This is a genomic window from Otariodibacter sp., from assembly GCF_029256985.1.
In the GTDB taxonomy this organism is placed as follows: domain Bacteria; phylum Pseudomonadota; class Gammaproteobacteria; order Enterobacterales; family Pasteurellaceae; genus Otariodibacter.
On sequence record NZ_JARIDQ010000049.1, the window covers coordinates 1 to 6,005 of the forward strand.

The following is a 6,005-nucleotide window of genomic DNA, read 5'->3' on the forward strand; positions in this document are numbered from 1 at the left end:
CATCTACATCACAGAATAAACGTGCTTCTTTTGCTGCTGTTGCAGACCAATGGCCACTAGTTAGATATAGAGCTTTACCTTTTTCACCAATAAGATTCATTGGGATCGCCGCAAACTGCCCTCTTGCTCCACCTTGTAAAAAGAGAATTTTGTAATTCTCTGGAATATTGTATAACTGGCGAAAATCTTTATCTGATTGTGCCACTAATTCCATAAATAGTTTACCTCGGTGACTCACTTCCATTACCGAAGTTTGTTGCTCTTGCCAATTTAATAATTCTTGTTGAGCTTGTTCTAGCACTGGTTTTGGCATCATTGCAGGACCAGCACTAAAGTTGAAAACTGAATTCATGATACTTCCTCTATATTTCTTATCATAATGCGCGCATTCTAGCGAAAAAACCCTACTGATTGAAGATTTCCAAATAAAATAAAAAGAGGTGTAAAATCATTCACACCACTCATTTTTAGATTTAAGCAGATTGAGCCATAATTGCTTCAATCTCATCCATTTCTTTAGGTACAGCACTGGTAAGATTTTTATTACCGTATTCTGTAATTAATAGATTATCCTCTATTCGAATACCAATTCCTTTATATTGCTCCGGTACATCCGCATCAGGTGAAATATACAATCCCGGCTCAACCGTTAGCACCATACCCGGTTCTAATGGTCTATCTCGCTCGTTACCATAATTACCAACATCATGTACATCTAGTCCAAGCCAATGTCCTAAACCATGCATATAAAACTGACGATAAGCTTTATCTGCTAATAATTGTTCAACATCACCTTTTAATATACCAAGGCGAACTAAACCTTCTACCATGATTCGACACACTTTTTCGTTAGCAATTTTAATAGAACTGTTTGGTACGAGTAATTCTATTGCTGCTTTCATTGAGTCTAAAACGATTTGATATATCTCACGTTGAGCAGGTGAGAATTTACCATTTACAGGGAATGTTCTGGAAATATCACCTGCATACATAGCAAATTCAGCACCTGAATCAATCAGTAATAAATCGCCATCTTTTAATACTTGGTCATTTTCGGTGTAATGCAAAATACAGCCATTATCACCACTTGCTACGATATGATTGTAGGCAGGAAATCTTGCCCCAAAACGAGAAAATTCATATTGTAATTCGCCTTCAATTTCCATTTCATAACGATTTGGACGAGTTTGTTTCATTGCACGGATATGTCCTAAAGCAGAAATTTGTCCAGCTTGTTGCATTAAAGCAATCTCATTTTTGGATTTGAATAGACGCATTTCAGAAAGCATTGGTTGCCAATCAATGATATTGTCCCAATCTATGCTAAATGTTTTAGAAACAATAGCATCCCCCCACTCTTGCAGACCTTTTGCATAATAACAAGCGGTAAGATCTTTCAATTTTTTTGCAAACACAGCGTCAATATCATCAATATTATAAGCTTCATCAATATTTAATTGTTTTGGTGCTGCAATGGTGCCTAAGCGGCGACCATTCCATGTTTCCATATCTGGATTTTTTTCTCGTAAAAAAATAACACTTTCATTTTTTTCTGCCGTTTTTATCAATAATAATACTGATTTAGGTTCTGCAAACCCTGTCAAATACCAAAAGTAACTATCGGGACGAAATAAATATTCATTACTATTATTACGACGCTTTTCAGTTTCTGTAAAAACAATCAATGCCGAATTATCTTGCATTTGTTTGAACACACGTTCGCGTCTTTCTATAAATTCACTATCAGGTAATTTTTGAAGATAAGCTAAATCCATTTTAATCTCCTATAAAAATATGAGTAAAAACAGGGTAAGAATTTCAAACAATGATAGCATAAAACGTAAATGCTATTTATAAAATATTGGACAACATCAAAAAGGAAAGGGAAAATAAAGAAACTAAAATTAGGAGATTATTATGATAACCATTGAACAATTCCAAGATGTTGTAGCAAAATTAAGAGATCCTCAATCAGGTTGCCCATGGGATATAAAGCAAAATTTTGATTCCATGCTTCCCCACCTATTAGAAGAAACCTACGAAGTCGCTGAAGCCATTCATACTCAAGATAGATCTTCTCTACGTGAAGAATTAGGCGACTTATTGCTACAAGTGGTATTTCTTAGCCAATTAGCTAAAGAAGAAGGTTCATTTACATTCCAAGACGTCCTTAATGATATCCATGATAAACTCATTTATCGCCACCCTCATGTATTTGGTGATAAATCAGCTAGTGATAGTGAAGAAGCTTTACAGTATTGGGAACAACAAAAACTCAATGAAAAAAAACAAAAAGGGCAAGAATCTATTCTTGATGATCTTCCTTTTGCTCTCCCTGCCTTAACGCGCGCACAAAAAATACAAAAGCGTTGTGCTAAAGTTGGATTCGATTGGGAAAGACTTCAAGATGTTTTTGATAAAGTACAAGAAGAATTAACAGAAGTACAAGATGAGATAAATCGAGAGGATTTAGTCCCAGAAAAATTAAATGAAGAACTAGGAGATTTACTTTTTGCAACTGTAAATCTTTGTAGACATTATAATTTTGATGCTGAAACTAGTTTACGTAATGCAAATATCAAATTTGAAAATCGCTTTAAAAAAATAGAAAACATATTGAAATCACAAGGAAAAAATTTAGAGCAGACATCCCTTGTAGAATTAGATATTTTGTGGGATAGAATAAAAACTATGGAATAAATGAGCAAATTTATGTAAAGTAAGCATAATTTTTACAATTTATAAAGCAACAACTAGGATAGAATTAAATGGAAAAAACGCCTGTGTCTAAAATTTTACTTGTTGATGATGATGTAGAATTAACAGAACTTCTTGCTGAACTATTATCACTAGAAGGATTTTATATTCAAGTTGTACATAACGGACAAGAAGCACTAAATAAATTAGAAATAGAAAGTTATGACATTATATTGTTGGATATAATGATGCCTGTACTAAATGGGATTGAAACATTAAAAAGAATTCGTCAAAAATGCACAACTCCTGTTCTCATGTTAAGTGCTAGAGATGATGATATTGATCGTGTTTTAGGATTAGAACTAGGTGCAGACGATTATTTACCTAAACCATTCAATGATCGAGAATTAGTTGCTAGAATTAGAGCGATTTTACGCCGTACAAACTTCCCTAATACCTTATCTGATCATTCAACCGGAACTGAAGAAAAAGAACAAAAAAGATTACAATTTGGAGGAGTTGAACTTCATCCAGGTAGACAACAAGCTATATTTAATGGTGAAGATTTAGACTTAACAGGTACTGAATTTGCTTTACTTCAAATATTAATAAGTCACCCAGGTCAAATTTTATCTAGGGAATTATTAAGTTTAGAGATTTTAGGAAAACAGTTAACACCTTATGATAGAGCTATTGATATGCATATATCAAATTTACGTAAAAAATTGCCTGAGAGGGATGATAATCTGCCTTGGTTTAAAACATTGAGAGGGAGAGGATATCTTCTGGTAACTGAGGAATAAATATTAATTAACCTCTGGTCTATCAGAGATTATATGCTTAATGCTATTGAGAACTATACACTAACAAAGATCAATAATAAAAACTTTTATCTCTCAGAAAATAATCAATAACCCTTTACTAAATTTAACATTGTTAATATTAATTCAACGCCTTAAAAATAAAGCAAATATTTATTGGTAATGAAATGATTCATAGTATAAATTTAAACTATATTTACTCAAAAAATGCTAAGCCAATCTGTTTATTCGATTAACAAGCGGTAAGTTTTCAATATTATTTTGCAAAGGGTTTATATGATTTCACGTAAACAAATCACCAATAAAATAAATTACTATTTAAGAAATTGGAAAAATACCAAAAATAGAAAGCGACTAAAAGCAAAAAATATTACAGTATTATCAAGTAATTGTATTGGTGGCTTTGTGCTTCACGATCTCAATCAGAAATTCAATTCCCCTTTTATCAATTTATATTTAACCGCAAAAGACTTTATCCAGTACTTAAAGCATATTGAATATTATCATAATCAATCTCTGCAATTTATTACCACAGAAAAGCGTTACCCTGTCGCCAAATTAGATAATTTAACCATTCATTTTATGCACTATCATTCAGAACAAGAAGCCAAAGATAAATGGGAAAATCGCACTAAGCGTATGAGTTTAGAAAATTTATTCATTGTAATGACAGATCGAGATGGTTGCACTTATCAAGATTTGGTAGAATTCGACAATCTTCCATTTAAACATAAAATAATTTTTACTCATCAGCCTCATCCAGAGTTAAAAAGTACAGTTTATATTGCTGGATTTGAACAAAATGGCATGGTGGGAGATCTATTTGAATACACAGGATTAAATGGTAAACGTTATTACGATTACTTTGATTTTGTAGATTGGTTTAATCAGGCAGAAAAGAATTAACACTCATTTTAATATTAACTAAAGGCGAAAAATGAACAACATTCATAATCACAAGATTTTAATTTTAGACTTCGGTTCACAATATACTCAACTTATCGCACGTCGTGTACGTGAAATTGGGGTTTACTGCGAACTTTGGGCTTGGGATGTTACCGAAGAGCAAATTCGTGAATTTAACCCAACGGGTATCATTCTTTCTGGTGGTCCTGAAAGTACCACTGAAGATGATAGCCCTAGAGCGCCTGAATACGTTTTCCAAGCGAATGTACCTGTATTAGGTATCTGCTACGGAATGCAAACAATGGCAATGCAATTAGGGGGTTTAACTGAAAACTCAAATCATCGTGAATTTGGCTACGCTGCCGTTGAATTAAAATCCACTGATTCATTATTTGCAAAATTAAATGATGATCTCACCGCTTCTACACCAAAATTAGATGTGTGGATGAGCCACGGTGATAAAGTTACTCGCTTACCAGAAAATTTCCAAATAACTGGTGTTACACCAACTTGCCCGATTGCTGCAATGTCTGATGAAAGTCGCCATTTCTACGGCGTACAATTCCACCCAGAAGTGACTCATACGAAAAGTGGTTTAGCGTTATTAACCAACTTTGTAGTCAATATTTGTGGCTGTGAAACCAACTGGACAGCAGAAAACATTATTGAAGATGCTGTGGATCGCATTAAAGCACAAGTAGGCGATGATGAAGTAATTTTAGGCTTATCGGGAGGAGTAGATTCTTCTGTAACTGCTCTACTCTTACACCGTGCTATCGGTAAAAAACTACACTGTGTATTTGTTGATAATGGTCTATTACGTTTAAACGAAGGCGACCAAGTAATGGAAATGTTTGGCGATAAATTCGGCTTAAATATTATCCGTGTAAATGCTGAAGATCGTTTCCTTGATGCGTTAAAAGGTACTGATGAACCTGAAGCGAAACGTAAAATCATTGGTAAAGTGTTTGTAGATGTGTTCGATGATGAATCGAAAAAACTCACAAGTGTGAAATGGTTGGCACAAGGTACGATCTACCCTGACGTAATCGAATCAGCAGCAAGTAAAACGGGTAAAGCACACGTAATCAAATCACACCATAACGTAGGTGGATTACCAGATTATATGAAACTTGGTCTAGTTGAACCTTTACGTGAATTATTCAAAGATGAAGTGCGTAAAATTGGTTTAGCATTAGGCTTACCAGCTGAAATGCTTAACCGCCACCCATTCCCTGGTCCGGGTTTAGGCGTACGTGTATTAGGCGAAATCAAAAAAGAATACTGTGATTTATTACGCAAAGCCGATGCAATCTTCATCGAAGAGTTATACAACTCTGGTTGGTACTACAAAGTGAGCCAAGCTTTCACCGTATTCCTACCAGTAAAATCCGTTGGCGTAATGGGAGATGGACGTAAATATGATTGGGTTGTTTCCCTCCGTGCTGTTGAAACTATCGACTTTATGACTGCACATTGGGCGCATTTACCTTACGACCTACTCGGTAAAATCTCAAATCGTATTATCAACGAAGTAGATGGCATATCGAGAGTGGTTTATGACGTAAGCGGAAAACCACC

The 6,005-nt window shown here is 34.5% G+C and carries 6 protein-coding genes; 4 read left to right on the forward strand and 2 right to left on the reverse strand.

Going from position 1 to position 6,005, the window contains the following annotated elements; genetic code table 11:
* Both Q1J40_RS05450 and pepP read right to left on the reverse strand, forming a co-directional pair.
* The coding region (locus Q1J40_RS05450; RefSeq protein ID WP_301099040.1) for an aminotransferase class V-fold PLP-dependent enzyme at window positions 1-352 on the reverse strand (352 nt) is incomplete at its 3' end.
* 121 nt (window positions 353-473) lie between these two features.
* Complete coding sequence (gene pepP / locus Q1J40_RS05455) at window positions 474-1,775, reverse strand: Xaa-Pro aminopeptidase (RefSeq protein ID WP_301099041.1); 1,302 nt, start codon at window positions 1,773-1,775, stop codon at window positions 474-476.
* Between the two features lie 142 nt (window positions 1,776-1,917).
* On the opposite strand from pepP, the gene mazG reads away from it, so the two are divergent.
* The 4 genes from mazG to guaA form a co-directional block, all read left to right on the forward strand.
* Complete coding sequence (gene mazG, locus Q1J40_RS05460) at window positions 1,918-2,700, forward strand: nucleoside triphosphate pyrophosphohydrolase (RefSeq protein ID WP_301099042.1); 783 nt, start codon at window positions 1,918-1,920, stop codon at window positions 2,698-2,700.
* An 83-nt stretch (window positions 2,701-2,783) separates the two neighbouring features.
* Window positions 2,784-3,500 (forward strand): response regulator, encoded by a 717-nt coding sequence (locus Q1J40_RS05465; protein WP_301099046.1) that lies wholly within the window; start codon window positions 2,784-2,786, stop codon window positions 3,498-3,500.
* A gap of 294 nt (window positions 3,501-3,794) precedes the next feature.
* Entirely contained in the window at window positions 3,795-4,424 is a 630-nt protein-coding gene (locus Q1J40_RS05470) for a DUF1919 domain-containing protein (RefSeq protein WP_301099043.1), read from the forward strand.
* A gap of 31 nt (window positions 4,425-4,455) precedes the next feature.
* A partial coding sequence (gene guaA, locus Q1J40_RS05475; protein ID WP_301099045.1) for a glutamine-hydrolyzing GMP synthase occupies window positions 4,456-6,005 on the forward strand: 1,550 nt, incomplete at its 3' end.